Annotated in this window: 24 protein-coding genes; 9 read left to right on the forward strand and 15 right to left on the reverse strand. The window is 67.3% G+C overall.

The genetic code is table 11. The features are described from left to right. Positions 1 to 47: 47 nt before the first annotated feature. Together ACFOWZ_RS44885 and ACFOWZ_RS44890 are read right to left on the reverse strand one after the other, a co-directional pair. Positions 48 to 1,259, reverse strand: a complete 1,212-nt coding sequence (locus ACFOWZ_RS44885) for an amidohydrolase (RefSeq protein ID WP_382380334.1) — start codon at positions 1,257 to 1,259, stop codon at positions 48 to 50. A 135-nt stretch (positions 1,260 to 1,394) separates the two neighbouring features. Beyond that, positions 1,395 to 2,297 (reverse strand): aldose 1-epimerase family protein, encoded by a 903-nt coding sequence (locus tag ACFOWZ_RS44890; RefSeq protein WP_382380336.1) that lies wholly within the window; start codon positions 2,295 to 2,297, stop codon positions 1,395 to 1,397. A gap of 38 nt (positions 2,298 to 2,335) precedes the next feature. On the opposite strand from ACFOWZ_RS44890, the gene ACFOWZ_RS44895 reads away from it, so the two are divergent. Together ACFOWZ_RS44895 and ACFOWZ_RS44900 are read left to right on the forward strand one after the other, a co-directional pair. Then, positions 2,336 to 3,112 (forward strand): MBL fold metallo-hydrolase, encoded by a 777-nt coding sequence (locus tag ACFOWZ_RS44895; protein WP_382380338.1) that lies wholly within the window; start codon positions 2,336 to 2,338, stop codon positions 3,110 to 3,112. Next, the gene (locus ACFOWZ_RS44900) at positions 3,109 to 3,828 is read left to right on the forward strand and encodes an AAA family ATPase (RefSeq protein WP_382380340.1); all 720 of its coding nucleotides are present in this window, start codon (positions 3,109 to 3,111) and stop codon (positions 3,826 to 3,828) included. The genes ACFOWZ_RS44895 and ACFOWZ_RS44900 overlap by 4 nt, the downstream gene beginning before the upstream one ends. Before the next feature lies 1 nt (position 3,829). Here the strand turns inward: ACFOWZ_RS44900 and ACFOWZ_RS44905 are convergent, their stop codons facing one another. Next, a complete protein-coding gene (locus ACFOWZ_RS44905; protein ID WP_382380342.1) occupies positions 3,830 to 5,224 on the reverse strand; it encodes an APC family permease in 1,395 nt (464 codons plus the stop codon). Between the two features lie 72 nt (positions 5,225 to 5,296). On the opposite strand from ACFOWZ_RS44905, the gene ACFOWZ_RS44910 reads away from it, so the two are divergent. After that, entirely contained in the window at positions 5,297 to 6,079 is a 783-nt protein-coding gene (locus ACFOWZ_RS44910; RefSeq protein WP_382380344.1) for a hypothetical protein, read from the forward strand. Here the strand turns inward: ACFOWZ_RS44910 and ACFOWZ_RS44915 are convergent. From ACFOWZ_RS44915 to ACFOWZ_RS44950, 8 genes are all read right to left on the reverse strand, one after another. Continuing rightward, positions 6,063 to 7,274, reverse strand: a complete 1,212-nt coding sequence (locus tag ACFOWZ_RS44915) for an MFS transporter (RefSeq protein ID WP_382380346.1) — start codon at positions 7,272 to 7,274, stop codon at positions 6,063 to 6,065. The genes ACFOWZ_RS44910 and ACFOWZ_RS44915 overlap by 17 nt on opposite strands. Before the next feature lie 114 nt (positions 7,275 to 7,388). After that, positions 7,389 to 9,323, reverse strand: a complete 1,935-nt coding sequence (gene asnB, locus ACFOWZ_RS44920) for an asparagine synthase (glutamine-hydrolyzing) (protein ID WP_382380348.1) — start codon at positions 9,321 to 9,323, stop codon at positions 7,389 to 7,391. A gap of 301 nt (positions 9,324 to 9,624) precedes the next feature. After that, a complete protein-coding gene (gene pdxH / locus ACFOWZ_RS44925) occupies positions 9,625 to 10,281 on the reverse strand; it encodes a pyridoxamine 5'-phosphate oxidase (protein ID WP_030467741.1) in 657 nt (218 codons plus the stop codon). A 156-nt stretch (positions 10,282 to 10,437) separates the two neighbouring features. Continuing rightward, complete coding sequence (locus tag ACFOWZ_RS44930) at positions 10,438 to 11,139, reverse strand: urease accessory protein UreD (RefSeq protein ID WP_382380350.1); 702 nt, start codon at positions 11,137 to 11,139, stop codon at positions 10,438 to 10,440. Further along, positions 11,136 to 11,771, reverse strand: a complete 636-nt coding sequence (gene ureG / locus ACFOWZ_RS44935; RefSeq protein WP_030467743.1) for an urease accessory protein UreG — start codon at positions 11,769 to 11,771, stop codon at positions 11,136 to 11,138. The genes ACFOWZ_RS44930 and ureG overlap by 4 nt, the downstream gene beginning before the upstream one ends. Next, entirely contained in the window at positions 11,761 to 12,372 is a 612-nt protein-coding gene (locus ACFOWZ_RS44940; RefSeq protein WP_382381295.1) for an urease accessory protein UreF, read from the reverse strand. Before ACFOWZ_RS44940 ends, ureG begins: the two co-directional genes overlap by 11 nt. After that, positions 12,369 to 14,051 (reverse strand): urease subunit alpha, encoded by a 1,683-nt coding sequence (locus ACFOWZ_RS44945; protein ID WP_382380353.1) that lies wholly within the window; start codon positions 14,049 to 14,051, stop codon positions 12,369 to 12,371. The genes ACFOWZ_RS44940 and ACFOWZ_RS44945 overlap by 4 nt, the downstream gene beginning before the upstream one ends. Beyond that, on the reverse strand, positions 14,048 to 14,647 hold the full coding sequence (locus ACFOWZ_RS44950; protein ID WP_382380355.1) for an urease subunit gamma: 600 nt from the start codon (positions 14,645 to 14,647) through the stop codon (positions 14,048 to 14,050). Before ACFOWZ_RS44950 ends, ACFOWZ_RS44945 begins: the two co-directional genes overlap by 4 nt. A 145-nt stretch (positions 14,648 to 14,792) precedes the next feature. Here ACFOWZ_RS44950 and ACFOWZ_RS44955 point away from each other — a divergent pair, with 145 nt between their 5' ends. The 6 genes from ACFOWZ_RS44955 (at position 14,793) to serC (ending at position 20,494) form a co-directional block, all read left to right on the forward strand. After that, positions 14,793 to 15,617 carry an ABC transporter ATP-binding protein gene (locus tag ACFOWZ_RS44955; protein ID WP_382380357.1) on the forward strand — a complete coding sequence of 275 codons (825 nt, stop codon included), beginning with the start codon at positions 14,793 to 14,795 and terminating at the stop codon, positions 15,615 to 15,617. Further along, on the forward strand, positions 15,614 to 16,414 hold the full coding sequence (locus ACFOWZ_RS44960) for an ABC transporter permease (RefSeq protein ID WP_382380359.1): 801 nt from the start codon (positions 15,614 to 15,616) through the stop codon (positions 16,412 to 16,414). The genes ACFOWZ_RS44955 and ACFOWZ_RS44960 overlap by 4 nt, the downstream gene beginning before the upstream one ends. After that, the gene (locus tag ACFOWZ_RS44965; RefSeq protein WP_382380361.1) at positions 16,393 to 17,448 is read left to right on the forward strand and encodes a sensor histidine kinase; all 1,056 of its coding nucleotides are present in this window, start codon (positions 16,393 to 16,395) and stop codon (positions 17,446 to 17,448) included. The genes ACFOWZ_RS44960 and ACFOWZ_RS44965 overlap by 22 nt, the downstream gene beginning before the upstream one ends. Then, positions 17,445 to 18,047 carry a response regulator gene (locus tag ACFOWZ_RS44970; protein WP_382380363.1) on the forward strand — a complete coding sequence of 201 codons (603 nt, stop codon included), beginning with the start codon at positions 17,445 to 17,447 and terminating at the stop codon, positions 18,045 to 18,047. The genes ACFOWZ_RS44965 and ACFOWZ_RS44970 overlap by 4 nt, the downstream gene beginning before the upstream one ends. A gap of 163 nt (positions 18,048 to 18,210) precedes the next feature. After that, on the forward strand, positions 18,211 to 19,098 hold the full coding sequence (locus ACFOWZ_RS44975) for a hypothetical protein (RefSeq protein ID WP_382380365.1): 888 nt from the start codon (positions 18,211 to 18,213) through the stop codon (positions 19,096 to 19,098). Positions 19,099 to 19,366: 268 nt separating this feature from the next. Next, positions 19,367 to 20,494, forward strand: a complete 1,128-nt coding sequence (gene serC, locus ACFOWZ_RS44980; protein ID WP_382380367.1) for a phosphoserine transaminase — start codon at positions 19,367 to 19,369, stop codon at positions 20,492 to 20,494. 101 nt (positions 20,495 to 20,595) lie between these two features. On the opposite strand, the gene ACFOWZ_RS44985 is transcribed toward serC, so the two are convergent. From ACFOWZ_RS44985 to ACFOWZ_RS45000, 4 genes are read right to left on the reverse strand one after another with little or no spacing between them, the layout of a single operon-like run. Then, positions 20,596 to 21,708 (reverse strand): ABC transporter permease, encoded by a 1,113-nt coding sequence (locus ACFOWZ_RS44985; RefSeq protein WP_382381297.1) that lies wholly within the window; start codon positions 21,706 to 21,708, stop codon positions 20,596 to 20,598. Between the two features lie 29 nt (positions 21,709 to 21,737). Then, positions 21,738 to 22,388 carry an ABC transporter ATP-binding protein gene (locus tag ACFOWZ_RS44990; RefSeq protein WP_382380369.1) on the reverse strand — a complete coding sequence of 217 codons (651 nt, stop codon included), beginning with the start codon at positions 22,386 to 22,388 and terminating at the stop codon, positions 21,738 to 21,740. After that, a complete protein-coding gene (locus tag ACFOWZ_RS44995) occupies positions 22,385 to 23,428 on the reverse strand; it encodes a peptidoglycan-binding protein (protein ID WP_382380371.1) in 1,044 nt (347 codons plus the stop codon). Before ACFOWZ_RS44995 ends, ACFOWZ_RS44990 begins: the two co-directional genes overlap by 4 nt. Further along, on the reverse strand, positions 23,425 to 23,910 hold the full coding sequence (locus ACFOWZ_RS45000; RefSeq protein ID WP_382380373.1) for a hypothetical protein: 486 nt from the start codon (positions 23,908 to 23,910) through the stop codon (positions 23,425 to 23,427). The genes ACFOWZ_RS44995 and ACFOWZ_RS45000 overlap by 4 nt, the downstream gene beginning before the upstream one ends. Positions 23,911 to 23,917 lie beyond the last annotated feature (7 nt).

Raw genomic sequence — 23,917 nt, forward strand, 5'->3', positions numbered from 1 at the left:
TCCACGTCATCGGGATCCAAGTGGCTTCAACCGACTTCGCACAAGACCTAAACGCTCTCGCGGTAGAAGGGGTCGACCACGACCCCTTCCCCAGTGCGCTCGTCGAACGTGTAAACCTCCCGCCCCTGCACATAAACGTGCAGGGCCCGGCTCATCACGTCCAACGGATCCCCGGACCAGATCACAACATCTCCGTCCAACCCGGGCTTCAACGCCCCAACCCGATCATCCAGCCCCATGATCCGAGCCGGGTTGACCGTGATCGACTTCAACGCAACATCGCTGTCCAACCCCTCCTTGACCGCCAGCGTCGCCTGGTGCACAAGGAAGTGAATCGGCACCACCGGGTGGTCAGTGGTGATCGCCAACTCCACCCCCGCACGCGCCAGAATCCCGGGGTTCCGCAACCCCCGGTTCCGAAGCTCCACTTTGGACCGAGAAGTGAACAGCGGCCCGATGATGACCGGAATCCCCTTCTCCGCAATGACATCCGCAATCAGATGCCCCTCGGTCCCGTGGTTGAGGATCAGCTTGTACCCGAACTCCTCAGACAACCGAATGGCCGTAGCGATGTCATCGGCCCGATGAGCGTGCTGACACCAGGGCAACTCCCCACTGACGACCTTGCCCAAGATCTCCAACGTGTTGTTGCGATCAAAGGCCTTCCCGTCAGCCTCAGCCTCGGCCTTCTTGGCCAGATAATCCTGTGCCTTGGTCAGCTCGTCCCGGATGACCGCAGCAACCCCTTGCCGAGTGGACGGCAACTTCCCCTTGTCCCCGTACACCCGCTTCGGGTTCTCACCAAGGGCACTCTTGACGCTGACCGGCTCCTTGAGCAACATCTCGTCAACCGTGCGCCCCCAACACTTCACGGCCACGGTCTGCCCACCAATGGGGTTACCAGACCCGGGCTTGATCACCGCAGTGGTGACCCCACCACTGAGCGCGTCGGCAAACCCGAGATCAGCCGGATTGATCGCGTCAAGCGCCCGCATCCGCGCCCCAACGGGATCAGTCATCTCGTTGGTGTCCTGGCCGGCCCACCCTTCGGCCTCCTCATGCACACCGATGTGCCCATGAGCCTCGACAAAGCCGGGCAGGACCCACGCCCCGTCAGCATCAACAACCTCAACCCCGTCGGGGATGTCGACGTCAGCCCCAACCGCGACGATCTTCCCGTCCTGAATCAGGACGGTGCCGCCCTCGACAGGTTCGCCAACGACGGGCACGACATAGCCCCCGGTAATCGCGATGTTCATGGTTAGCAACGCTAACGGCCAGAGGCGCGATCCGCCACGCTCAGCCGATGCCGCAGGCGAGGCACGCGATGGCGAAGCCAAGCCACCCGAACCGCACGCCCTACGCAACGCGCAGCCGCCAACGCAACAGACGACCTACAACCCCGAAGCGCCAGAAACCGGCCGAATCCCCCACCGAGCCCCCCAAGACTCCCCAGGCGAAACCCAAATCAAATCCACCCCAGAATTCAAAGCATCCGGAGGACAGGTCATAGGCTCAACAGCCACAGCCCGCCCCCGCCCAGGATAGGAATCCGGCGTATAAACCTGAACCCAAGAAAACGCCGGGTCAGCCCAAACCTCAACCCCGAAGTCGTCAGCCACCAGCGAGTGATGGATCAACCCATCCCCAGCAGGCTCACACCCCCCGAACGGCGTGTCCAACCGGACACCCTCGAGCGACCGCCCCTTCCGGAAGTCGAACTCAGTCCCGTCCACAGGAACAGCCACTCCAGACGGCACCATCCGCTCAACATCCAACGGCAACACAGTAGAAGCCGCCAACGTCAACCGACAAGAATCAGTCGGAGCATGACCAGCCCGAGGATAAGGATGTGTCCCCACCCCAAACGGCGTAGCAACGTCCCCAACATTCTTGACCCCATGCGTCACGGTCAACCCACGATCATCCAACGCATAGGAAACAGTGACCCGCAAAGCCGCAGGCCACCCAGCCTGAGGCTCAATCAAAGTCTGCAACGAAACCAACGACCCGGTGTGCTCCAGAACCGACCACGGACGCCGCCGAACCAGCCCGTGAATGGCATTCCCCCGAGCCGGCTCAGTGACCTCCAGCTCCTGAACCACCCCGTCAAGCACCCAGGACGCCCCAGCAGTCCGATTGGGCCAAGGCACCAACACAGCCCCAGCGCTCATCGGCGGCTTCTCATCGGCCCCGAACGTCTCCACATACGGAACGCCGTCCACCTCGAAAGACCGCAGGCCCGCACCTACAGTCGTGATCACAGCGGTGGCACCCTCGTACGAGATCCCCAACATGAGGCTGAAGCCTACGGGGCCAACGGAAGGACGACTCCATGAAGGTTCATCACCTCAACTGCGCCACGATGCGGCCGCCGCTGGTGGCGGGCGGGATCGTGGCCCACTGCCTGCTGATCGAGACCGACCAGGGCCTGGTCCTGGTCGACACCGGCTTCGGCACGAACGAGGTGACCAACCCGAAGGGCACGATCGACGGGCTCAGCCGCGCGCTGCTCAAGCCGCTGCTCGACATCAACGAGACCGCGATCTCCCAGGTCGAGAGGCGCGGACACACTGCCGAGGACGTCCGGCACATCCTGCTCACCCACCTCGACCTCGACCACGCGGGCGGGCTGCGGGACTTCCCGAACGCCACCGTGCACGTGCTGGACACCGAGCTGGAGAGCGCGACCAACCCGCGCAACGTCAAGGAGCGGGCGCGGTACCCGAAAGCGCAGCGGGACGGGGTCACGTTCCAGACGCACGAGGCCGCGGGCGAGGACTGGTTCGGGTTCGAGGCGGTCAGCAACATCGCCGGGCTCGGCGAGGACATCCTCCTGGTGCCGCTCATCGGGCACACCCGCGGCCACACGGGCATCGCGGTCAAGGGAGACGACGGCTGGCTGCTGCACGCCGGCGACGCGTACTTCTACCGCGGCGAGATCGAGACGCCGCCCAGCAACATCTTCGCGCTCAAGCTCACCGCCAAGCAGACCGAGACGATCCGCGAGCAGCGTCTGTCCAACGTGGAACGGCTGAAGGAGCTCAAGGCCCGGGGCGAGGTCGAGGTGTTCTGCGCCCACGACCCGGTCGAGCTGGCCAGGCTGGCGTGACGTTCATCCACCGGATCCGGCTCGACGAACACCACGACACGCACCGCTACCCGTTCACGCTGCCGGTCGTCCAGAACCTGATCAAGAACCCGATCGAGCTGCGCAAGCCGATCACGTTCCTCGTCGGCGACAACGGCGCCGGCAAGTCGACGCTCGTAGAAGCGATCGCGGTCGCGGCCGGGTTCAACGCGGAGGGCGGCTCGCAGTCGTTCCGCTTCGCCACCAAGGCGACCGAGTCGTCGCTGGGCGAGTACCTCACGCTGAGCTGGGGCACGAGGAAGCCTCGCACCGGCTACTTCCTCAGAGCCGAGTCGTTCTACAACGTCGCCACCGAGATCGACCGGATCGGCGACGGGATCCACGCGTCGTACGGCGGGAAGTCGTTGCACGAGCGGTCGCACGGCGAGAGCTTCATGGACCTGATGACGCACCGGTTCGGCGGCCGCGGCCTCTACGTGCTGGACGAGCCGGAGGCCGCGCTGTCCGTCAAGGGATGTCTCACCGTCCTGCGGCGCATGCACGAACTGGTGGCAGAAGGCTCGCAGTTCATCATCGCCACGCACTCGCCGATCCTGCTCGCCGCGCCGGGCGCGCAGATCCTGGAGATCACCGACGGCGCGATCGACGAAGTTCCTTACGATGCAGCGGAACCGGTCACGCTCACCCGGAACTTCCTGAGTGAGCCCGACCGGTTCCTGAGGCACCTGCTGGACTGAGCTACTTGCCGAGCCGCTCCGGGTGGCTCTCCACCTTGCCGTGTGCCACGCGGTTGATCACCCAGAGCACCAGACCGGCGAGCAGCAGCCAGCCTGCGATCTTGTAGTCGTCCCACGGACGGCCGGACAGCACCGGCATCGCGAGGTACGCGCAGGTGATCGCGCCGAGCACCGGTGCCCACGTCGGGGCGCGGAAGTGCTTGTGCTCCGCCTTTTCCCTGCGCAGCACGAGGCACGCGACGTTGACGATGGTGAAGACGATCAGCAGGAGCAACGACGTCGTGCCGCCGAGCTTGCCGATGTCCGCGGTGGACACGAGGATCACCGCGACGCCGGTCGTGAAGACGATCGAGATCCACGGCGTGCGACGGAACGGGTGCACCGTGCCGAAGAACCTCGGGATGATCCGCTCGTTCGCCATGCCGTAGAGCAGCCGGCTGGCCATCAGCATGTTGATCAATGCCGAGTTGATGACGGCCAGCAGACCGATCAGGGCGAAGATCCACAGCGGGAAGCCCGGCGCGCCGACGGTGACGACCTTCAGCAACGCGCTGCTGCCCGCCTTCGCGAGCTCGTCGGACGGGATGAGCAGCGACGACGTGATACCGACCATCACGTAGATCGCCGCCGCGATGGCCATGCCGACCAGCATCGCGCGCGGGAAGATCCGGACCGGGTCGCGGCACTCCTCCGCCATGTTGACCGAGTCCTCGAACCCGACCATCGCGAAGAACGCGAGCGCCGTCGCCGAGGTGACCGCGAGCAGGACGCTGGAGCCCGAGGGCACGTGGATCTCGGTCAACCGCGAGGGCTCGCCGTCGCCGACCGCGATCGCGTACGCGCCGATCGCGATGATGATGACCAGGCCGGACAGCTCGATGCAGGTCAGCACCACGTTGGCCTTGACCGACTCGGACACGCCGCGGAAGTTGATGATCGCCAGCGCCGCGATGAAGACGATCGCGATGCCGGTGATCACCAGCGACTCCGGCCGGAGGGTGACGTCGAAGAACTCCACCAGCAGCTGCCGCAGGTAGGTGCGGCCGAACGCGAGTGCCGCCGACGACGCGGAGGTGATGCCGGAGCACATGACCGCGAAGGCGACCATGAACGTCAAGAAATGGATCTTGAACGCTCTGTTCGTGTAGAGCGCGGCGCCTGCCGCTTTGGGGTACTTCCCGACCAGTTCGAGGTAGCTGAACGCGGTCAGGAACGCCACCACGAACGCGAGCAGGAAGGGCAGCCAGAGCGCGCCGCCGATCTTGCCCGCCACGTTGCCCGTGAGCGCGTAGATACCGGTGCCGAGGATGTCGCCGACGACGAAGAACAACAGGAGCTTCGGGCCGATCGCCCGTTTCAGTTCCGGTTGCTCCGTTTGTGGAGTCGCTTCAGCCATGCCCTGAGATTGTGCCCGTTTTGCCTGGGTACCAACGTGAACGGACGATTTCCTCACCCATATGGTGTAACAATGAAACGCACGGCAACTCTGCTCGTCGCAGCGATCGCGCTGGCTGCCTGCACGTCCGAACCGCCGCCCGCTCAGCCGGCTCCGCACTCCGACGTGAAGAGCCTCGTCGCCGCGGTGTCCAAGGCGGTCAACGAGAAGAAGACCTACCGCTTCACCATCGCGCCGCCCACCACCGGTGGTGTCACGGCCCCGGCGAACGGCGCGGTCCGTCTCGGTGACGTGCCGAGCGTCGACGCCACCACCAAGCGTCCTGTCCAGACCGGTGGCGCGGAAGAGGAACTCCGGTTCATCTCGACCACAAAGGACACCGCGTTCGTGAAGGTGCCGCCGGTGTTCGGGCTGCCCGCGGACAAGCCGTGGGTGAAGCTGGACCGCAAGGACACCGACGACTTCACCAACACGATGCTCGGCTTCCACGACGTGATCTACCAGCAGGCCGTGTTCACCACCTACCACCTGCCGGTGATCCAGGCGGGTGGCGAGCTCAAGCTGACCGCGCAGACCGGCGACAAGACGCGTTACTCGATCGCCGTCGACTACGAGTTGGCCTACGACAACCTCACCGACGAGAACCTGCGCAACGAGGTCAAGCTGGCCCTCGACCAGGGCGTCTCGGGCTCGGCGGGCGAGCTGGAGCTGAACGGCAGCGGCCTGCCGGTCCGGATCAAGTTCTCCACGCAGTTCCAGAACGCGCTGATCGTCGACGACGCCCGCTTCTCCGACTGGGGCACCGACGTGAAGATCGCCGAGCCGCCCGCGAACGAGATCAGCTCGCGGAACTGACGACCCGGTAGCGCCAGATCGCCGGCAGCAGCACCACGGCGACGACGGTCGCGACGATCACCAGCACCCCACCCGCGGTCACCGCCGCGGCCGTACCGAACGCCGCACCACCCGTGCCGTGCAACAGGTCCGCGATGCGCGGCCCACCCGCCACGACGACGATGAAGACGCCCTGCATCCGTCCGCGCATCTCGTCTGTCGCGGCCGACTGCAGGATCGCGCCGCGGAACGCCATCGACACCATGTCCGCCGCACCCGCCAGCGCCAGGAAGGCCGCCGCCACCCACAACGACCCGGCCAGACCGAAGCCCATGATCGCGAGACCCCAGCCCACCACGGCCAGCGCCACCGCGACACCGTGCCGCTGCACGTTCGAGATCCACCCGGACGTGAGCCCGCAGAGCACCGCACCGACGGGAATCGCCGCGAACAGCACGCCCAGCGCGAACCCACCGCCCGCCGGGTCACCGAATGTGTGCTGGGCCATCTCCGGGAACAGTGCCCGCGGCATGCCGAACACCATCGCGATGATGTCCAGCAGCATGCTCGCGAGCAGCACCTTCTGCGCCCACAGGTACACGAACCCGTCGAGCACGTCCCGCAGCCCCGCACGCCGCACCACGCCGTCCAGCGGAGGCATCGCGGGCAGCTTCCACACCGCGTAGACCGTCACGACCAGCGCGATCGCGTCCACCAGGTACAGCGTCGACAGCCCGATGATCGGCATCAGCGCACCCGCGAGCAACGGCCCGAGCACCGCACCGAACTGCATGACAGTCGACCCCAGCGCACCGGCCGACGGCAACAGCTCGGCGGGCACCAGCCGAGCGATCGACGCGGACCGCGCAGGCGCGTTGGCCGCGAAGAACACCTGCTGCAACCCGAGCAGCGCGATCACCAGCCACACCGAGCCGACGTTCATCGCCGCCTGCACCCACAACAGCACCGACGACACAGCGATACCGGTGTTCGTGACGAGCAGCAGCTTGCGCCGGTCGACGGTGTCCGCGATCGCACCGCCCCACAGCCCGAAGACCAGCAGCGGAACCAGCGCGACACCAGCGGCGATGCCGACCCACGCCGACGACCCGGTGAGGTCGTAGACCTGCTTGGGCACGGCAACGGCGGTGAGCTGGGAGCCCACCGCCGTGACGATCGTGGAGAGCCACAACCGGCGATAAGCGACGATCCTCAACGGTCGAGTGTCGATCACGAACGTCGAGCGCGCGCTTCTCCCCACAGTGGCCACATCGTTAGCCTATGACAACTAACAAGTCTTTTACGTGGACCTGTCGCCAAGACCACTGAGTCAGAGGCGCACCGGGTAGACCGGCTCGGGCACCTTCGGGCTGATCCGCCCCTCGACGAAGATCCCGTGCCAGATCATGAAGCAGAGCACCGACCACAGCTGCCGGCTCCGGTCGAACTGCTCCGACCTGTGCTCCTCCAACAGCGCGTACACGGCGTTCTTGTCCAGCAGGTGCCCGGTCTGCGAGTCCGCGATGATCCCCCGCGCCCAGTCGTACATCTCAGCCCGCAACCAGTGCCGGATCGGCACCGGGAACCCGAGCTTGGGCCGGTTCAGCACGTGCGCCGGAATGATCTTCGCCAACGCCCTGCGCAGCGCGTACTTGGTCGTACCTTCCGTCAGCTTCTGCTCGAGCGGCACCTCAGCGGCGATCTTGAAGACCTCGGGGTCGAGGAACGGCACCCGCAGCTCGATCGAGTTGGCCATCGTCACCTTGTCGGCCTTGACCAGGATGTCCCCGCGCAGCCACGTGAAGAGATCGATGTGCTGCATGCGAGCGACCGGGTCCCAGTCCTCCGACTCCCGGTACCAGGGCGCGGTGACGTCCTGGAACCCAACGCCCTCCTGGTACCCGGGAAACACCGCCCGCACCTGAGCGTCACTGAAGTTGCGCGCGTTCCCGTAGTACCGCTCCTCCAGCCGGAGCGACCCGCGCCGCAACAAGTCCTTGCCGCGCACACCCTCCGGAATGGACTTCGACACCGCACCCATCAGCTTGCGCACACCACCCGGCACCTTCTCGAAGGGCGCCAACGACAACGGCTCGTGGTAGATCACGTACCCACCGAAGAGCTCGTCCGCCCCCTCACCGGAAAGCACGGCCTTCACGTACTTCCGCGCCTCTTTCGCGACGAAGTACAACGGCACCAACGCCGGATCCGCCACCGGATCATCGAGGTACCAGAGGATGAGCGGCAGCTCTTCCATCATCTCCTCGGCCGACACGGTCCGAACCACGTGCCGCACCCCGATGGCCGCCGCGGTCTCAGCGGCAACATCGACCTCCGAGTACCCCTGCCGATCAAACCCGCTGGTGAACGCGATGAGGTTCGGGTTGTGCAACTTGGCCAGGGTCGCCGTGGCCGTGGAGTCGATCCCGCCCGACAAGAACGCCCCGACCGTGACGTCCGGGTCCGAGATCATGTGCTTGGCCACCGAGTCCCGCATGACCTCGGCAATCCGCTCGTACAACGCCTCGGCCTCGTGCTCCCCGTTGACCGGCCGAGGAGAGAACACGGGCTTGAAGTACCGGTTGAACAACACCGGCCCACCAGGCGTGACCTTGAACGACGTCCCGGACTCCACCCGCCGAATCGCCTTGTGCAACGACTCGGGCTCCGGCACGTACTGCAACACCAGGTAGTGCTGCAACGCCTTCTCGTCCAACTCCTGACTGATCCCGAGCACACCAGTCAGCTGCAACAAACTCTTCTTCTCCGAGGAGAACGCCACCCCACCGGGCCCAGACGCGTAGAACAACGGCTTGATCCCAAACGGATCCCGCGCCCCGAACACCACGCGTTCCTGCGCGTCCCAGATCATGAACGCGAACATCCCCCGCAACCGCTTGACCCAGTCGCCCCCGAGGAAGTGGTACCCGGCGACGATCGACTCACCATCGCCCTCGGTCTTGAACTGGGCCCCGAACTTCATGGCCAGCTCAGCCCGAAGCTCCTTGTAGTTGTAGATCTCCCCGTTGAAGTTCAACGTGTACCGAGTGGGGTTCTCCGGCGGCCCCCACACCAACGGCTGGTGGGAGTGCTCCAAGTCGATGAACCCGAGCCGGTTGAACCCGTAGACAACCTCAGCATCGGCCCACGTGTCCTGCTCGTCGGGCCCCCGATGCCGCTGGCAACGCAACGCCGCAGCCACAGACCCTCGAGCAGAGACCGCAGCGGCCTCGGTAGAACAGATGAGTCCGAGCACTCCGCACACGTGAATCGCACCTCGTAGCTAGCCGTTGCCGAAAACCCAGTATGCCCGCCCCAAATCCGGACACTCTGCGCAGCCTGAGGACGCACAACCCCCCAGGCGGGTTGGCCACCACGCGCGAAGCGCCTGATCGAGGGCCAACGGCCCGAGCCGACCGATGGCGAAGCCGAGCAAACCCGCCTGCTCGAGCGGCCCCACCGCCAACGCAACAAGACCACCTACGGACCCGAAGCGCACATGCAAAAGGGGCGCCTCCCGCCCACAGGAAGCGCCCCATCCGCAAAAGCCTCAACCCCCACCGGGGCTACGGAGCAACCCGCTCCAACGACCACCCGTCCCGCCCCAACCGGAACCGCAGCCGATCATGCATCCGATCCCGCCGCCCCTGCCAGAACTCGACCTCCTCAGGCCGAATCCGCCACCCACCCCAATGCGGCGGCACAGGAATCCGCTCAGTCTCAGCAAACTGCCGCTCAATCTTGTGCAGTGCCGAATCCAATGTGGACCGCCCAGACACCACGCGACTCTGAGGCGAAGCCCAGGCCCCGATCTGAGACCCCCGCGGCCGAGAGTTCCAGTACTCAGCGGTCTCCACCGGCCCAACCTTCTCCACCACGCCCCGCACATGCGCCTGACGCTGCATCGCAAACCAGGGGAAGGTCGCAGAGGCGTACCGAGTAGCCATCAGATCGTGAGACTTGTTGGAGGTGTAGTTGGTGAAGAACACCAACCCCCGAGCATCAAGCCCCTTCGCGAGCACCGTCCGAGACGAAGGCCGCCCCTTGACGTCAGTCGTCGCGAGCACCATCGCGTTGGGCTCCGGCAACCCGGCACCGCTCGCCTGGTCCAGCCACAGCTGGAGCTGTTCGTGCCAGGTGGCGGCAAGCTCCGACTCGCTCAGCGAGCCCTGCTCGTAGGACACGCGCATCGCCGGTAGTGCGATGTTCGTGGTCTCCGTCATCGGCGAACCTCCAAATGGCGGGCAGAACTCGTGGTCCCTGGACCCGCGACCATACGCACGGCGACCCGATCCCGAAACCGCCTGCGCGGTGATGACCACCACCCGAACGGTGACTGTCCGTACAAAGAACAGTTCTGGATCGAAACCGGGATCGAGTCAGATGGCGTCGAGCACACGTGTGACGGTGACCACGTCATCACCCAGTGCGGTGGCAAGGGTTCCGCCCGCTGCCAAGGGAACGACGCTCCACCACTCACCGCCACCCTCGGCGCGGTCCACCGCGTCGAGCACCAGCTCGGTGCCGACGACCCGTCTTCCGGCCAATCCTGCGGAGGACGCGTCGACCGCGGGGTCGCCCACGAGGAGCTGCTGGTGTAACAACGGCTTGCCGCAACGGGTTGCGCGCACCAGCGTCGAGAGCGAGCCGGACTTCTCGCCGGACCGGCCGAGCACCAGGACCTCCCGAGTTCGCAACTCTGCGTGACCGTCCAATTCGGCCTCCACCACTGCGGTGTGGTTCGCCCGGCTCGTGACGACCGTCGGCTCGGGGAGGTAGCGGACGGAGCCCGAGACCACGAAATGAACCACAGAGGACGAAAGGGCGCCGGACGATCCGGGCAGCAGCAGGGTCGCCGCGACGCCGCGGAGGTCCAGCGACGCACCGGGGCCCACTTCGACCGTGAGCGACAACGTGTCGCCGCCCAGCGGTGCCGTCACCGAGCTCACTAGGTGCACCAGCGCTACGGGACCCACGCGCCGGTGCGGCACGAGGGTCAGGGGTGACTGGGAGCGCAGGACCCGCACGACGCTGTTGCCGTGCGAGTCCAGCTCCACCACCAAGCGCGCCGAGGCCTTCACAGCTGGGCCAGCACCCACTTGGCGACCTCGGGGGCGTCCGGGGTCTCCACCAGCGACTGCGCGATGACGGGCAGCTCGCCGCGCATCCGGTGCGCGTCGGAGATCATCACGTCCATGTCCGCGCCGACGAACGGCGCCAGGTCCACCTTGTTGATGACCAGCAGGTCGGCGGTCGTGACACCGGGACCGCCCTTGCGCGGCACCTTGTCGCCGCCGGCCACGTCGACGACGAAGATCTGCCGGTCGACGAGTCCCCGCGAGAACACCGCGGTGAGGTTGTCGCCGCCGCTCTCGATGATCACCAGGTCGAGGTCGTGGAACCGGTGCTCCAGCCGTTCGACGGCGTCGAGGTTCGCGGTGATGTCGTCGCGGATCGCGGTGTGCGGGCAGCACCCCGTCTGCACGGCCTCGATGCGCGACGGGTCCAGCACGCCCGCGCGACGCAGGAAGTCGGCGTCCTCGGTCGTGTAGATGTCGTTCGTGACGACCGCCAGCGAGAGCTGCTCGCCCAACGCGCGGCACAACGCGGCCGTCAGCGCGGTCTTGCCGCTGCCGACGGGACCGCCGATGCCGATGCGGGGTGCCTTGCCGTGGTGGTGATCATGCGGGTCGGGCCCGTGGTTAGCTCCCAAAGAGACGCACCCCTTCACGTCGAACATGTGCCTCGGCCAGGAGATCCAAGGCAGGTGAACCGAGCGCGGGCAGTTCCTTGCACGCCCGCGAGGCGACGTCCTGCACCGGCAGCGCCGCCACGATCGCGTTGACCCCGAACGGGTCCAGTCCGAGCAACCTGACCGCTGCCGACGCCGGTCCGCTCACGGCGAGATAGGCGCAGGTCAGCGCGGCCTCGTACGGTTCGCCGACCAGCAGGCCGATCACCAGCGGCTGGTGCGGGTTCGGAGGCAGCAGGCCGAGCTGCGCGTGCGGCCACGCCCGCCGGGCAGCGCGCAGCATGCCGCGGCCCTGCGCCCGCGAGGCCTCGCGCTGGGCGGGCGACGGCGTGCGGGCGTCCAGTTCCGCGTCGAGCCGGCCGAGGTCGCCACCGCGAGCCGCCGCGGCCGCGAAGCCCGCCGCGAGCAGTCCCGCGGTCAGCAAACGACCGCGCAGGAACGACTCCAGCGTGGGCTCGTCGTGCACCAGACCGCGCGCGGCGGCCTCCTCCAGGCCTCCGGAGTGCACGTGGCCGCCACCGGGGAACCGGGAGTCGGCGAGGATCAGCGCGGTCAGCATCAGAACAGGAAATAGCGTTGAGCCATCGGCAGTTCCGCGACCGGAGACGGCTCCACGAGATCACCGTCGACGTGCACGGCGAAGCTGTCCGGATCGACCCGCACGTCCGGCATCGCGTCGTTGAGCACCATGTCGGTCTTGGTGACAGAGCGGGTGTCGGTCACGGCCATCACCCGCCGCGCGTACCGGTCGGCGATCCCGGCGTCGATCGCTTCGGGCGCAACGAAGAACACGCTCGACGCCGCGCCGGCCGTGGCACCGAACATCGGCCGCGCCCACACCGGTTGCGGCGTCGGGATGGAGGCGTTGGCGTCACCCATCGCACCCCACGCGATGAACCCGCCCTTGAGCACCACCGACGGCCGCACGCCGAAGAACTTGGGCTCCCACAGCACGAGGTCCGCGAGCTTGCCCACCTCGACCGAGCCGACCTCGTCCGCGATGCCGTGCGCGATGGCCGGGTTGATCGTGTACTTCGCGACGTACCGCCGGGCGCGCAGGTTGGCGTCCATCGACCGGCGCGACTGCATGACGTGCGCGGTCTGCCAGGTCCGGATGATCACCTCGCCGACACGGCCCATCGCCTGCGAGTCGGACGAGATCATCGAGATCGCGCCCAGGTCGTGCAGCACGTCCTCGGCCGCGATCGTGGTCGGCCGGATGCGCGACTCCGCGAACGCCAGGTCCTCCGGCACCGACGGGTTGAGGTGGTGGCACACCATCAGCATGTCGAGGTGTTCTTCGAGCGTGTTGACGGTGTGCGGGCGCGTCGGGTTCGTCGACGACGGCAGCACGTTCGGCAGCGACACCACCCTGATGATGTCCGGCGCGTGCCCGCCGCCCGCACCCTCGGAGTGGTAGGCGTTGATCGACCTGCCGCCGATGGCGTCCACAGTGGACTCCAGGAAGCCGGCCTCGTTCAACGTGTCCGTGTGGATCGCGACCTGCACGCCGGAGGAGTCGGCCACCCGCAGGCACGCGTCGATCGCGGCCGGCGTGGTGCCCCAGTCCTCGTGCAGCTTGAAGCCGCCCGCACCACCGGCGAGCTGCTCTCGGAGCGCCTCCTCGGAGACCGTGTTCCCCTTGCCCAGCAACAGGACGTTGATCGGCATGTGGTCCATCGACGTCAGCATCCGGTCGAGGTACCAGGCGCCGGGCGTGACCGTGGTGGCCTTCGTGCCCTCCGCGGGACCGGTGCCGCCGCCGACCAGCGTCGTGAGGCCCGACGCCAGCGCCTCGTCCACGATCTGCGGGCAGATGAAGTGCACGTGGCAGTCGATGCCGCCCGCGGTGAGGATCTTCCCGTTGCCGGACAGGATCTCCGTCGACGGCCCGATCACCAGGTCCGGGTGCACCCCGTCCATCGTGTCCGGGTTGCCCGCCTTGCCGATGGCGACGATCCGCCCGTCCCGCACGCCGACGTCTGCCTTGACGACACCCCAGTGGTCGAGGATCACCGCACCGGTGACGACCAGGTCGGGAGCGCCCTCCGCACGGGTCGCGATCCCCTGCCCCATCGACTCGCGGATCACCTTGCCGCCGCCGAAGATCACCTCGTCGCCCGAGCCGGCGCCGCGGCTGCGGTCCTCGGTGACCTCGATGAACAGGTCCGTGTCGGCGAGCCGGATCCGGTCGCCGACGGTCGGCCCGAGCAGTTCCGCATAGCGCTCGCGGTCGATCATCGCTGCAACCCCCGGACAATCCTCAAACCTGCCAACGGAACCAGCGTGACCTCGCGTTCGACCCCCGGCTCGAACCTGGTGGCCGTGCCCGCGGGGATGTCCAGCCGGTAGCCGAACGCCTGGTCGCGGTCGAACTCCAGCCCGGTGTTGACCGACGCGAAGTGGAAGTGCGAGCCGACCTGGACGGGCCGGTCGGCGACGTTGACCACGGTCAGCGTGACGCGCGGCCGTCCGGGGTTCAGCTCGACGGGTTCGGTGCCCACGACGACCTCACCGGGCGCAGGGCCCGCGGAGGGCGCGATCGGGTGGTGCACCGTGACGAGCTTCGTGCCGTCCGGGAACGTCCCCTCGACCTGCACCGAGTCGATCATCTCCGGCACCCCGCGCATCACCTGCTCCGGCGCGAGCACCGTCCGCCCGCTCTCCATGAGCTCGCTGACCGTGCGACCATCCCGCGCGCCCTCCAGCACGTGGTCGGTGATCAGCGCGACGGCCTCGGGGTAGTTGAGCAGCACCCCGCGTTCGAGCCGGCGCCGGGCCACGTCGGCGGCGACGTGCACGAGGAGCTTGTCGCGTTCATGCGGCGTCAGATGCACCCGATTGTTCTAACACGCGAAAGCTCGCTATCGAGGAGTGGAAACATGGCCGAAACACGGTCGCGTGTCCACCGACCGGTTGACAACCGGAGTCAGCGGTGCGGTCGTCCCGCCGGGAGGGTCCGGAACAGCAGGATTTTTCCCCATGAACGCGATTCGAGTGCGGGGCCTGAAGAAGGCCTACAAGGGCCACCAGGCGGTGGCAGGGGTGGACCTCGACGTCGCACGGGGCGAGGTGTTCGCGGTCCTCGGACCGAACGGCGCCGGGAAGACGACGACCGTGGAGATCCTGGAGGGGCACCGCGGCCGGGACGCCGGTGAGGTGAGCGTGCTGGGGGACGACCCCGCCAAGGCCGGCCGGGTGTGGCGGTCGCGGCTCGGGATCGTCCTGCAGAGCGCGAGCGACGCCGCGAACCTCACGGTGAACGAGGCCGTGCGGCACTACGCGAAGTACTACGCCGACCCGCGTGACCCGGACGAGGTGATCGAGCTCGTCGGGCTGGCCGAGAAGGCGAAGTCCCGCGCCGGCACGTTGTCCGGTGGTCAGCGCCGGCGGCTGGACGTGGCGCTCGGCATCATCGGCCGCCCCGAGCTGGTGTTCCTGGACGAGCCGACCACGGGCTTCGACCCGGAGGCGCGCAGGCAGTTCTGGGGCCTGATCAAGTCGCTGGCCGCCGAGGGCACCACGATCCTGCTGACCACGCACTACCTCGACGAGGCCGAGGCGCTCGCCGACCGCGTGGCCGTGCTCGCGGGCGGCCGGATCGTCGCCGAGGGCACGCCGCAGACGTTGAACGGCCGCGCCCACGCCGACGCCACCGTGCGCTGGCTGAGCGACCGCGGCTACCAGGAGGTCCGCACCTCCGAGCCCACCAAGGTGATCGCCGAGCTGTCGCGCCACGGTGAGCTCGCCGGACTCACCGTCACCCGTCCGTCGCTGGAAGACGTCTACCTGGAGCTGATCGCGTGACCGCCGTTGCAACTCTGCCCGGAACCTTCTCGCTCGGTCTCTCGAGGGGTGCGACCGAGCTGCGGGAGTTCTTCCGGCAGAAGGAAAACCTCATCTTCACGGTGTCGCTGCCCGCGATCCTGATGCTGCTGCTCGGCACCGTGTACGTGACGGAACCGGCGCACGGCCAGATGTTCGCGGCCAGCATGATCGGCGCCGGCATCATCTCGACGTCGTTCGTGGGCCTGGGCATGAGCGTGGTGGCCGACCGCGAGGACGGCACCCTGAAGCGCCTGCGCGGCACGCCGATGCCGTTCACGTCCTACTTCATCGGCAAGATCGTCCTGGTCTTCGTGTCGAGCCTGTTCGAGGCCGTGCTGCTGATGGCCGTCGCGATGCTGCGGTTCGACGTGGAACTGCCTTCCACCGCCGGGAAGTGGTTCACGTTCGGCTGGGTGTTCGTGCTCGGCGTGATCTCGTGCTCGCTGATCGGCGTCGCGCTGAGCTCGATCGCCAAGTCCACCCGCAACGCGGCGGGCGTGCTGAACCTGCCGTACATCGTGCTGCAGTTCCTCAGCGGCGTGTTCATCATGCAGTCGGCGCTGCCCGAGTCGCTGCGCACCGCGGGTTCGATCTTCCCGCTCAAGTGGGTGTGTCAGGGTTTCCGCTCGGTGTTCGCACTGGACGACGGCTACGCGGTCATGGAGGCGGCGGGATCATGGGAGCTCGGCAAGATCGCGCTGGTGCTCGGAGCGTGGACGATCGCCGGCCTGGTGCTCGTCAGCAGGACCTTCAAGTGGAGCAACACCGCCAGCTGATCACCTGGTACGTGCTCTTCGCGATCACCCAGGCCACCACTCTGGTGATCATCGTGCTGGACCGCGACCCCCTCGCCGAGCGACTGGCTGCGGCGGGGTTGCTCGTCCTGAACTCCCTGTGGTTCCTCGGGTACGGCAAGAAGCTCGTCGAACGCGGCGCAGACGACTGGCGCGGCTTCGTCTACGTGGCGGGGTCGCTGGCAACCTGGGCCCCGGCGGTCTGGCTGACCGGCAACGCCACGTTCGCGTTGTTCGGCCTGGTACCGCAGATCTACATGGTGCTACCGCTCACGTGGGCGGTCTACCCGATGGCCGTCTTCGTGTTCACACCACAGGTCCTGACCTGGCTCGCCGGATCCGACGCGGCCCTGCCGTGGGCGGCGGCGCTGCTCATCATCGGTTTCTCTCAGGCGTTCGGCTGGGCGATCAGCAGAATCGCCCAGCAGAACCAGCAACGCGGCGAACTGCTGGAACGCATCGAGGCGCTGACCATCGAGGCCGAACGGGCCCGGTGGTCGGCGGACATCCACGACACGCTGGCGCAGGGCTTCACGTCGATCATCACCCTGCTGCAGGGCGCACAGCCCAACGTGGGGCTGGCGCTGCAGACCGCGCGGGAGAACCTCCGCGAGGCCAGGGCCCTGGTGGCCTCGAACGCACCGTCGCCACTGGACGGTTCGTCGCTGGAAGACGCGTTGCGGCGCTTGGTTTCCGGGGTGGCCCTGCCCTCCTCGTTCCGGGTGATCGGCGATCCCGTGCCGTTGCCGACGGCGGTCGAGGTGGTGCTGCTGCGAACCGTCCAGGAGGCCCTGAACAACGTGACGCGGCACTCGGGCGCCTCACGGGTCGACGTGGTGATGAGGTTCGACTCCGACGGCGTCTCGCTGGAGGTGCGGGACGACGGCCGCGGGTTCGGCGACGCTCTGGAAGGCTTCGGCCTGCGCGGCATGCGCGCACGGCTCGAACAGGTGGGCGGGACGCTCTCCCTGTCGTCGGACGAGGGGGCGTCGGTGCTGGTGGAGGTACCGCTGTGATCAGGATTCTGCTGGTGGACGACCACCCCGTGGTGCGTCAGGGCCTGCGCGGAATGCTCGTGGCCGACGATCTCGTCGTGGTCGGCGACGCCGGTTCAGGTTCCGAGGCCATCTCTTTGGCCGCTGCTCTGAAGCCGGACGTCGTGCTGATGGACCTGCGGATGCCGGAGATGGACGGCGTGGCGGCCACCGCTCGGATCGTCGGAACCGGTCCGCGGGTGCTCGTTCTGACCACGTACGAGACCGACTCGGACATCCTTCGCGCGGTGGAGGCCGGCGCGTCGGGGTACCTGCTGAAGGACTCGACGACCGAGGACCTGATCGCGGCGATCCGGGCGGCGGCGCGCGGGGAGACGGTGCTCGCGCCGTCAATGGTGGCGAAGGTCGTCGGCCAAGTGCGGACGCCGCCGCTGTCCGCGCGGGAGGCCGAGGTGTTGCGGCTGGTCGCGAAGGGGATGTCGAACGTCGAGATCGGACGGACGTTGTTCATCTCGGAGGCGACGGTGAAGACCCACCTGTTGAGGGTGTTCAACAAGCTCGGGGTGTCCGATCGGACGGCGGCGGTCACCACGGCGATGGATCGCGGCATGCTGCAGTAACGCCCCGGAATGACCGGCTACTGCACACCAGTGAAATGACCTGCCGACCAGACGGCCGTTCGAGTGTCGTCCTCTGACGAACTGAAAACCGACGCAACAATCTGTTCATTCGACTCTCACGGGCAGTCATCAGCTCTGTTCGGAGCGCCAGTCGGGGGGACAGATGCTGCTGCGGGAGATGATTCTTTTTCTCGAGGAATTTCTCCGCGGCCACGGCCCACCTGCCGTGGCCAAGGCGGTGGTCGGTCTCATGTCGTTCGCAGTGCTGCTCGGCGCCGTGCTCGGCAGCACCGCCGTCAAGTCGGGCGCACTGGTGGCGGCGATCCTCCTCGTCACCGTCGGCGGGATCGCACTGGTGACGAACCGCGGAGCCGAGCGGCGCGACCTCGAAGTGCAGAAAATGCTGGTGTCGCGCTACTGCAACCACATCGACAGAACGAGTTCCGCCTACGAGATCTGCGAGTGGAACGAGACCCTCGTAGTCCGCGAGCGAGGCGACACGCACGCCAAGGTGACGGTCAAGCTTCGTCCCCTGCAGAACGACCTGATGTTCATTCGCCTGAAGTTCGGCTGCGGCTGGCCGCAGCCCGCGCGGTATCGACGCGGAGTCCAGCTCACAGTTCGCAGCCTGCTCGTCGACGGATCACCGGGAACCACCCTGCACAAGACGGTGTCATGGCCGAAAGACGGCACGATGACAGCGATCATCCACTTCCACACACCACCGCCGGAGAATTCGGAGATCTCGTTCTCCATCGACCTCGAATGGCCGAAACGATGCCTTCCTCTCGCGGAAGGATCGCCTGACGAATTCTCCCTGATGTGCCGCCAGCGGGTGACGCGCGCTGTGTACCGGATCGTGCTTCCGGCCGGAGCCGACGCCTACACGGAACCCATCGGCGAACCCTCCGCCGGTTACCGGTTGAGCAAGGGCCAGGACGTCGACGGCAGGCGAACGGTCACACTGGAGCTTGCGGACCTGCCCGCCCGCCACTGCGCCGGCGTGCGGATGCAGCTGAAACAGGAGAGCGGCGCGCTTTCGGCACGCTGATGTGTCAGTCGTCGTCCTCGTCCGTCGTACCGGTCTTACCGCCGAAAGCAGACATCCAGAACGACACCGAAGAGTCCTTTCGCGACTTCACGTGACCAGAGGTGGCGGAGAGTACTTGATCAACTACGACCGGCCGCCACGAGGGGTACGAGTGACCCACGACACCCGGCTGACACCTCCCGGCCACCCGCCTGCAACACTGTGAACTCCGGCAACGGCGCCGGTCAGGTCCCCCAAGCACAGTCGATCGCCCCGGAGGCGTGACCACATGACCCAGACCGCCGATCCGACCACGTTGGTGCTTCCCGCCGAGCTCAAGCCGTCCGACGGCCGCTTCGGCTGCGGGCCGTCCAAGGTGCGCCCCGAGGCCGTGCAGGCCCTCGCGTCCGAGGGTGCGGCCCTGCTCGGCACGTCTCACCGGCAGAAGCCCGTCAAGAACCTCGTCGGCCGGGTTCGTTCCGGGCTGCGCGAGCTCTTCCAGCTGCCCGAGGGCTACGAGGTCGTGCTCGGCAACGGTGGCACCACGGCGTTCTGGGACGCGGCGTCGTTCGGGCTCGTGCGGGAGACCGCTCAGCACTTCACCAACGGCGAGTTCTCGTCGAAGTTCGCCAAGGTCACGCAGACCGCGCCGTTCCTGAAGGACTCGCTGGTCACCAAGGCCGAGCCGGGCACCGCGCCCGAGCTCTTCTACGCCGAGGGCGCCGACCTGGTGGGCTGGGCGCAGAACGAGACCTCGACCGGTGTGGCGATGCCGGTCCTGCGGCCGGAGGGGTCGAAGGACGCGCTCATCGCGATCGACGCCACGTCCGGCGCGGGTGGCCTGCCGGTCAAGGCCGAGGACTTCGACGTCTACTACTTCGCACCGCAGAAGTCGTTCGCGAGCGACGGCGGTCTGTGGCTCGCGCTGATGTCGCCCGCCGCGCTGGCTCGCGTCGAGGAGCTCAAGGACCGCTGGGTGCCGGAGTTCCTGTCGCTGCCGACGGCGCTCGACAACTCCACCAAGGACCAGACGTACAACACGCCGTCGGTCGCCACCCTCTTCCTGCTGGCGCACCAGATCGACTGGATCAACGGCAACGGTGGTCTCGAGTGGTCGGTCGCGCGCACCAAGGACTCGAGCGACCGGCTGTACACCTGGGCCGAGAAGACCGCGTACACCACGCCGTACGTGGAGAAGGCCGCTGACCGTTCGCAGGTCGTCGGCACGATCAACTTCTCCGACGAGGTGGACGCGGCAGTCGTGGCGAAGGTGTTGCGCGCCAACGGGATCGTGGACGTCGAGCCGTACCGCAAGCTCGGCAAGAACCAGCTGCGGGTCGCGATGTTCCCGGCCATCGAGCCGAACGACGTCACCATCCTCACCCAGGCCATCGACTGGGTAGTCGGCCAGCTCTGATCACGTGATGAACGGCGCTTTTGTCCACCTCAGGTGCACAAAAGCGCCGTTCATCGTTTTTACCGGGGGTGCGCCCGTGGCGGATCGGCGCACCTCCTCTTTCAGGCGAGTGCTTCCGTGGGCGACTGCCGAGCCGCCCGCACCGCTGGATAGACGCCGGCGATGGCGCCGATGGCGACGGCCGCGCCCACTCCCCCGAGCAGGGCGGGCCAGGGCAGTGCCGCCGGCCACTTCTGGCTGATCGAATACCCGGCCGTGACCGCGATTCCGACGATCACGCCGACCAGCCCGCCGAGGCCGGACAGCAACACCGACTCGGTGAGGAACTGCCACCTGATCTGCCGCCGGGTCGCCCCGAGCGCCCGCCGCAGACCGATCTCCCTGCGCCGTTCCAGCACCGAGATCACCATCGTGTTCGCCACGCCGACGCCTCCCACCAACAACGCGACCCCGCCCAGTCCCAGGAACAGCGCGTTGAAGGAGCTCTCCGCCAACTGCTGGGCCTCCAGCGCCTCTGACGGCCTGGACACCTTGACCTCGTTGGACTTCTGCGGGTTCAGCGTCGGGCCGAGGAGCTTGCGGACGTTCTCGACCTGGTCCTCCGAGGTGCGCACGTAGACCGTGTTGGCGTTGCCCTCGAACCCGAACGCCTCCTTCGCCGCCTCCCAGCCGATCAGCGCGGACCTGTCGATCTCCGGCGAGAGCGGCAACGGCCCGAGGATGCCGACCACGGTGAACCACTGACCGTCGATCCACAGCTGCGCCCCGGGCTTGTCGACCCCCAGACGCGAGGCCGCGGTTCCCCCGAGCACCACCGACTTCTCGCCCGGCGACAACCACCGGCCCGCGCGGACCTCGGCGTTCAGCACCTTCACCAGGTCCTGCTCCGCCGCCTGCACCTGCAACCCGAGCGTGTCGCTCGTGGGCACGAGGTCGTTCTTGCGGACGTTCGCGGAGATCTTGCCGGTGGCGCTGGCCGCCGACACCGCGCCGATCCGCTTGGCCATCGGCACCGCGGTCTCGGGCAGCTTCGCGTCCTGGCCGAAGAAGTCCTGACCCGGCGCGGCGGTCAGCAGGTTCGTGCCCAGCTTGGACATCTTCTCCCGCAACGCTGCGGCGCTGGAGGAGGGAATGCCGACGACGGCGACGACCGCGGCGATGCCGATCGCGATGCCCAGCGCGGAGAGGATCGCGCGCATCGGGCGGGTGCGCATGCCGAAGAAGCCGAGGCGCAGCAGGTCGATCACACGATCACCCCGTCGCGCACCTCGATGCGACGCGGCGCCCACGCCGCGATGTCCCGGTCGTGCGTGATCAGCACGACCGTGGTGCCGTCGGAGTTCAGCTTCTCCAGCAACTCCAGCACCCCCGCGCCGTTCTGCGTGTCGAGGTTCCCGGTCGGCTCGTCGGCCAGCAGAATCCCCGGCGTGTTCACGACGGCACGCGCGATCGCGACGCGCTGACGTTCACCGCCGGAGAGCTCGTGCGGCCGGTGCAGCGCGCGGTGGATCAATCCCACTCTGTCCAAAGCGGACATCGCGAGCGCTCGTCGCTTCGGCCGCGGCACGCCGGCGTACACGAGTCCGGACGCCACGTTCTCGATCGCCGACAGTCCGTCCGTGAGGAAGAACTGCTGGAACACGAACCCGATCGTGCGGGCGCGCAGGGCCGACAAGGCGTTGTCCGACAACGAGGACACGTCGTGGCCGTCGATCTCGACCTTGCCGGAGGTCGGCTTGTCGAGCGTGCCCATCAGGTGCAGCAGCGTCGACTTCCCCGAGCCGGACGGGCCCACGATCGCGAGCATCTCGCCGCCCCCGACGGTCAGGGAGACGTCGCGCAACGCCTGCACACCACCGGGATACGTGCGGCTCGCGTGGTCGACGGTGATCACTCGGTGGTCACCACCTTCATGCCCTCGCGCAGGCCCTCGCCCTGCACCTCGACCTGTCCCTTGGCGAAGATGCCCACGGTGACCGGGATGGTCTTGCCGTCCTCGGTGACCAGGCCGTAGCCGCCCTCGTTCAACGCGAGCAGCGCGCCGATCGGGACGGCGAGCACGTTCTGCTTCTTGGCCACCGTGAAGAGCGCCGTGACGTTCGCGCTCTCCAGCCCTTCCGCGGCCTTCGGGTCGTCGACGGAGATCGTGAGGACGATCTTCGGCTTCTGGCCCTGGTTCGGGTCGCCGGCGGTGCGGGTGATGCCGGTGATCGTGCCGGTGGTGGGCTTGCCGCCGACGATCGACAGCTCCACCTTCTCGCCCTGCTTGGCGAGGCGCTGCTTGGCCTGGTCCAGCTCGACGGTCACCGCTCGTTCGGTGCCGGTGACCTTCATCAGGTCGCCCCCGGCCGGTGCGCCGAGCTGGCCCGTCAGCGACGCGACGCGGACGGCACCCGGCTGGACGACGACATCGCCCTGACCGAGTTTTCCGTTCTGCTCCAGGCCGTTCGCCTTCTGCCACTTCTTCAGCGCGGTGGCGGTGTAGTAGGTGAACTTCTCGTCGGGGGTGCCGAAGTCCTTGAACCCCAGGGCGGCGAGGTTCTCCTCCACCACCTTGACGTCGGGGCCGTTCGACATGCCCTGCTCCAGGTCGCGGTAGAGCGGCATCGTGCCGTAGAACAGCGGCACGGGTTTGGCGTCCGCCCAGTACACGGGTTTGCCCTGCTCGATGACGGAACCCTGGTTCGGCAGGCCGGTGATGGTGCCGCTTTTCCGGCCTGCCACACCGCGTTCCGCGCCGAAGCCGAGCTGGCCGTTCACCGACTGCTGGTCGGCCAGGTTCGTCTTCTTGACCGGCGCGGTCTTCGACGGGTCGTTCTGCAACGGCTCGGCGTTGGCCTGGTTGGCCGCGACTCTCGTGAGCACCACGACCGAACCGGTGCCGAGCACCACCGCGGCTACGAGGGTGGCGATGAGGATCTTCCTGCGCTTCATCCGACGGCCCGGCCCATCTGCATCTCGGGCAGGCCGCAGTCCTTCATGTCCTGCTTGACCTTGTCGTCGTCCAGGTTCGGCAGTTCCATGGCCTCCGCCGTGCCGCCACCCTCGAACTTCGGGTCCGGCCAGTTGTACCCCTTGTCCCGCATGCACTTCGCCTGCTGGCGCATCTTGTCCTGCTCCTCCGGCGACGGCGGCTTGAACTCGCCGCCGTCCTTCAGGTACTGCTTGCAGGCCTCGTGCGCGTTCTTGAACTTGTCCTCGTCCATCGGACCGCTGTCACCGGGTGAGGCCTCGATGACCACACCTCCGCCCTCACCCTCCTTCGGGTCCGGCATGTTGACCCCGTTCTCCCGCATGCACTGGGCGAACTTGATCGGGTCTTCCTTGTTCTCCTTGCCGGCGTTCGACTGCTCTTTCGCCCCGCACGCGGTGAGCGCCATGAGCAGGGCCAGCAGCACTGCGATGGTGGATTTCACGACGACA

This window comes from Lentzea rhizosphaerae (assembly GCF_042649515.1).
GTDB lineage: Bacteria > Actinomycetota > Actinomycetes > Mycobacteriales > Pseudonocardiaceae > Lentzea > Lentzea aerocolonigenes.

What these genes read in the sequence shown, in the direction of transcription:
- ACFOWZ_RS44885 (WP_382380334.1), bottom strand. Translation starts at nt 1,259, where the DNA reads ATGAACATCGCGATTACCGGGGGCTATGTCGTGCCCGTCGTTGGCGAA.
- ACFOWZ_RS44890 (WP_382380336.1), bottom strand. Translation starts at nt 2,297, where the DNA reads ATGTTGGGGATCTCGTACGAGGGTGCCACCGCTGTGATCACGACTGTA.
- serC (WP_382380367.1), top strand. Translation starts at nt 19,367, where the DNA reads ATGACCCAGACCGCCGATCCGACCACGTTGGTGCTTCCCGCCGAGCTC.
- ACFOWZ_RS44985 (WP_382381297.1), bottom strand. Translation starts at nt 21,708, where the DNA reads ATGCGCACCCGCCCGATGCGCGCGATCCTCTCCGCGCTGGGCATCGCG.
- pdxH (WP_030467741.1), bottom strand. Translation starts at nt 10,281, where the DNA reads ATGACGGAGACCACGAACATCGCACTACCGGCGATGCGCGTGTCCTAC.
- ACFOWZ_RS44895 (WP_382380338.1), top strand. Translation starts at nt 2,336, where the DNA reads ATGAAGGTTCATCACCTCAACTGCGCCACGATGCGGCCGCCGCTGGTG.
- ACFOWZ_RS44945 (WP_382380353.1), bottom strand. Translation starts at nt 14,051, where the DNA reads ATGATCGACCGCGAGCGCTATGCGGAACTGCTCGGGCCGACCGTCGGC.
- ACFOWZ_RS44975 (WP_382380365.1), top strand. Translation starts at nt 18,211, where the DNA reads ATGCTGCTGCGGGAGATGATTCTTTTTCTCGAGGAATTTCTCCGCGGC.
- ACFOWZ_RS44910 (WP_382380344.1), top strand. Translation starts at nt 5,297, where the DNA reads ATGAAACGCACGGCAACTCTGCTCGTCGCAGCGATCGCGCTGGCTGCC.
- ACFOWZ_RS44955 (WP_382380357.1), top strand. Translation starts at nt 14,793, where the DNA reads ATGAACGCGATTCGAGTGCGGGGCCTGAAGAAGGCCTACAAGGGCCAC.
- ACFOWZ_RS44905 (WP_382380342.1), bottom strand. Translation starts at nt 5,224, where the DNA reads ATGGCTGAAGCGACTCCACAAACGGAGCAACCGGAACTGAAACGGGCG.
- ACFOWZ_RS44995 (WP_382380371.1), bottom strand. Translation starts at nt 23,428, where the DNA reads ATGAAGCGCAGGAAGATCCTCATCGCCACCCTCGTAGCCGCGGTGGTG.